The organism is Methylobacter sp. (assembly GCF_023227905.1).
GTDB lineage: Bacteria > Pseudomonadota > Gammaproteobacteria > Methylococcales > Methylomonadaceae > Methylobacter_A.
Window position 1 is genome coordinate 1 of the sequence record NZ_JALOCF010000112.1, and the last position, 3,179, is coordinate 3,179.

Here is a 3,179-nt window from a genome sequence, read left to right on the forward strand (position 1 = left end):
TTTTCACCAAGCGGGCATTGATTTGAGCAAGCAAATCGCCGGCGTAGCTGTGACCGAATGACAGCAGAAAAAGTAATAGCATTTTTATTATCATCATCAAAAAGCATTAGTAATAATTTTGTTTTCATGCGGCGTATAGTAACAATCAGCCCGTAAGGCTCAGAGTTCAACACATCGAAGCCACAAATTGCTGGGTTTCATGACTCAACTCTAAATCGGACAATGCCCAAGATTGGAAGAAAAATAATACTGGGCGGACACGGACACAGATAGTCGGTTCAGTTGGACCACATTCTCTTTTGTAACAATCCCATCGTGATCATTGGCAATAAACGCCTTAGTCGGGCTAATTGGCATAAAGAGAACATCCTGATAACAGTCAGCCACTATAAACTCTCCATCATAAGATTCAACCAGACCCCACTGAAGGCCTTCATAACGATGCATATTAGATCTTCTAAATCCCCACAACATAACTGATGTCAAGAATCTTGCAGGCATAATGCCATCATTGACAAACATATAACCATTGCTCTCAAGATTAATTTCAGATTGAATAGAAAGGGAATCATTAGAAGTGTCTGGTACTCTCTGATCTTGATTAGGATTATGTCTGTAGTAATGCCTAGACCACCAAAGCAAATGGTAGTCTGAAATTGCTTGGTGATTTCTTGGTTTGCCGAGTCCGCATATTGCATTGTCTATTTCATGATGAAATGCTTTTTCTATGCATTGACTGCTCTTTTCTGTACGCTCATCCCATAACCTTGATCCACAAAAAATAGGATTTTTGGCTTTTAATTTCTTAGTGCATTGCGCAGTAATTATTTGCACTTCTACGAAACTACTAATAGCAAATTTATCAATACAATATCTTGTATGGATGTGCTGTTTTTTTGTAAATTGTGGACTCATTATTTTTACTTTTTCTAATTAGTACCAAAGACTTATAGCTTTTCGGTATCACATAAAACATAACGGAACGAGGTCAAACTACCCCCAGTTTTTCAAACAAAATTCTGGGCGATTCAAAACACATTTCCTTCGTTTGCATATCAACGGCCACCTGAATGCTATAACCTTTGGTCAGCCTTGAGCCCGTGCGTTTATCAATGATGAGGTAATTTATTTTCAGCCGGTTTTCCCACTCAACCACTTCCGCGCTTACGGTGACTACCTGCCCAAACACCGCCGGTTTCGCATAACGGATTCTGAGATCGATAACCGGCCATGCGTAGCCTGAGTCACGCATTTGCGGATAGTTGTAATTGATCTTTTCCAGCAATGCGCAGCGTGCAATTTCAAAATATTTTGCGTAATGCCCGTGCCAGACGACTTCCATCATGTCGACATCGTGGAAGGGGATTTCTATATCGATTGAGGTGTGGTGAAAGCCTTTAGTCATAAAGATGCCAATGCTGTTTGCGTATCAATTCCAGACAAAGTCGCAGCTCTTGTTCCAATGCCCGGTCAGTGCTTAAAAACGGACTGTGCTCCCGCACTTGCTCAACGGTATTTTTAAGATCCGGACTTAGCGCCTCCACATTGCCGCGCAATTCCACGCCCTGAACACTGGCCAACAATACCGCGACTGCAACCTGCTCCGTTAATTCCAGTATGCGGATGCAGTCTCTGGCGGCGATGGTGCCCATGCTTACTTTGTCCTGGTTATGGCATTCGGTCGAGCGGGAGAATACGCTGGCTGGCATGGTCAATTTAAGGGCTTCTGCCGTCCAGGCGGATACCGCTATTTGTACGGCCTTGAAGCCATGATTGAGCATGGCCTGTTCGGCATTTGCACCGGAAAGATTGGCGGGAAGGCCATGATTGAATTTGGGGTCCATCAATTGCGCCATTTGCCGATCCATTAAATCGGCCAGATTGGCCACGGCGGTTTTCAGACTATCCATCGCAAAGGCAATATGACCACCGTAAAAATGGCCGCCATGTAAAACGTGCTCGCCTTCGGCATCAATAATCGGGTTGTCATTGGCGCTGTTTAATTCATTTTCAATAAACTGCCGCAGCCACGGCAGCGAGTCTTCAAGCACACCGATCACATGGGGTGCACAGCGCAGGGAATAACGGTCCTGCAAGCGGGTATCATTTCGCGGTGCGCCTTCAGTCAGGTGCAAATCCAGGCGTATGCGCTGGGCGACGCGGTTTTGCCCCGGATGCGGTTTAACCGAAAACAGTTTTTCATCAAAATGGTAGGCGTTTCCTTTCAAGGCAATCGATGCCAGACTGGTGATACGCGTGGTCAAGCGGGACAAGTATTCGGCTCTTTGGTAGGCAAGACAGGCGATGCCGGTCATTGCCGCCGTGCCGTTCATAATCGCCAGGCCTTCTTTGGGCTTTAAGATGAGCGGTTCGATGTTCAGCGCGGCAAAAACAGCCTGCGTTTGTTGGCGCTGTTCCTGATAAACCACTTCCCTTTCGCCTGCCAGAACGGCGGCCACATAAGACAGCGGCGTTAGATCGCCGCTGGCGCCGACAGAACCTTCCTGCGGTATCAAAGGCAGAATATCCTGTTTTAATAATTCAGCCAGCTGCTGCAATAATTTATAGCGAACGCCTGAAAAACCGCGGGCTAGACTGGTTAGTCGCACTGCCAGGATAGCCCGCGTCTGCTGGGCGTCAAAGTAATTACCCAGGCCGCAGCCGTGGAAGGTATATAAATGTTTAGGCAGTTCTGCCACCAGATTAAGCGGAATAGACACGGTGCAGGAATCGCCATATCCTGTCGTTACGCCATAGACAAAGCCTTCTTCTTTTAACAGCTTATCGATAAACAATGCACCCTTATCGATCCTGGTCACAAATTCGGCTTGCCGGCTTAATTCAATCGGGGCCTGTTGGTTAGCTATCAGACAAATATCTTCAATGGTCAACGGCTGGCCATCAAAAACAACGCACTCTTTTACCTTATTCATCTTCACTCTTTAATAAATACGCGCCAGAAATCAAAAAAATTGAACCATTGTAACGGCTCTTTCAAGCAATACTGCTGCAACCGCTCTGCATATTTTTGTATCGTCTGCTGCATAGCCTGCTCGCGGGTTTTTCTGGGAAACTTCAAAACATCGCTGAAATGCTCAAAATAAATGACATGTTTGCCATGCTGTTTTAAACAAAACAAGGTATAAACGGGACATTTCAGTAATGAAGCCAATATAAAT

The 3,179-nt window shown here is 45.5% G+C and carries 3 protein-coding genes and 1 pseudogene; all 4 read right to left on the reverse strand.

Annotated features, from left to right (window positions below; translation table 11 throughout):
• Positions 1 to 210: 210 nt before the first annotated feature.
• On the reverse strand, positions 211 to 915 hold the full coding sequence (locus tag M0R47_RS21460; RefSeq protein WP_292558397.1) for a hypothetical protein: 705 nt from the start codon (positions 913 to 915) through the stop codon (positions 211 to 213).
• A 73-nt stretch (positions 916 to 988) separates the two neighbouring features.
• The gene (locus M0R47_RS21465; protein ID WP_292558398.1) at positions 989 to 1,405 is read right to left on the reverse strand and encodes an acyl-CoA thioesterase; all 417 of its coding nucleotides are present in this window, start codon (positions 1,403 to 1,405) and stop codon (positions 989 to 991) included.
• A complete protein-coding gene (locus M0R47_RS21470; RefSeq protein ID WP_292558399.1) occupies positions 1,398 to 2,933 on the reverse strand; it encodes an aromatic amino acid ammonia-lyase in 1,536 nt (511 codons plus the stop codon). Before M0R47_RS21470 ends, M0R47_RS21465 begins: the two co-directional genes overlap by 8 nt.
• 2 nt (positions 2,934 to 2,935) lie before the next feature.
• Positions 2,936 to 3,179: pseudogene (locus M0R47_RS21475) on the reverse strand (hypothetical protein); the annotation flags it as partial.

Coding starts and splice junctions, on each gene's coding strand:
- M0R47_RS21470 (WP_292558399.1), bottom strand. CDS start 2,933: ATGAATAAGGTAAAAGAGTGCGTTGTTTTTGATGGCCAGCCGTTGACC.
- M0R47_RS21465 (WP_292558398.1), bottom strand. CDS start 1,405: ATGACTAAAGGCTTTCACCACACCTCAATCGATATAGAAATCCCCTTC.
- M0R47_RS21460 (WP_292558397.1), bottom strand. CDS start 915: ATGAGTCCACAATTTACAAAAAAACAGCACATCCATACAAGATATTGT.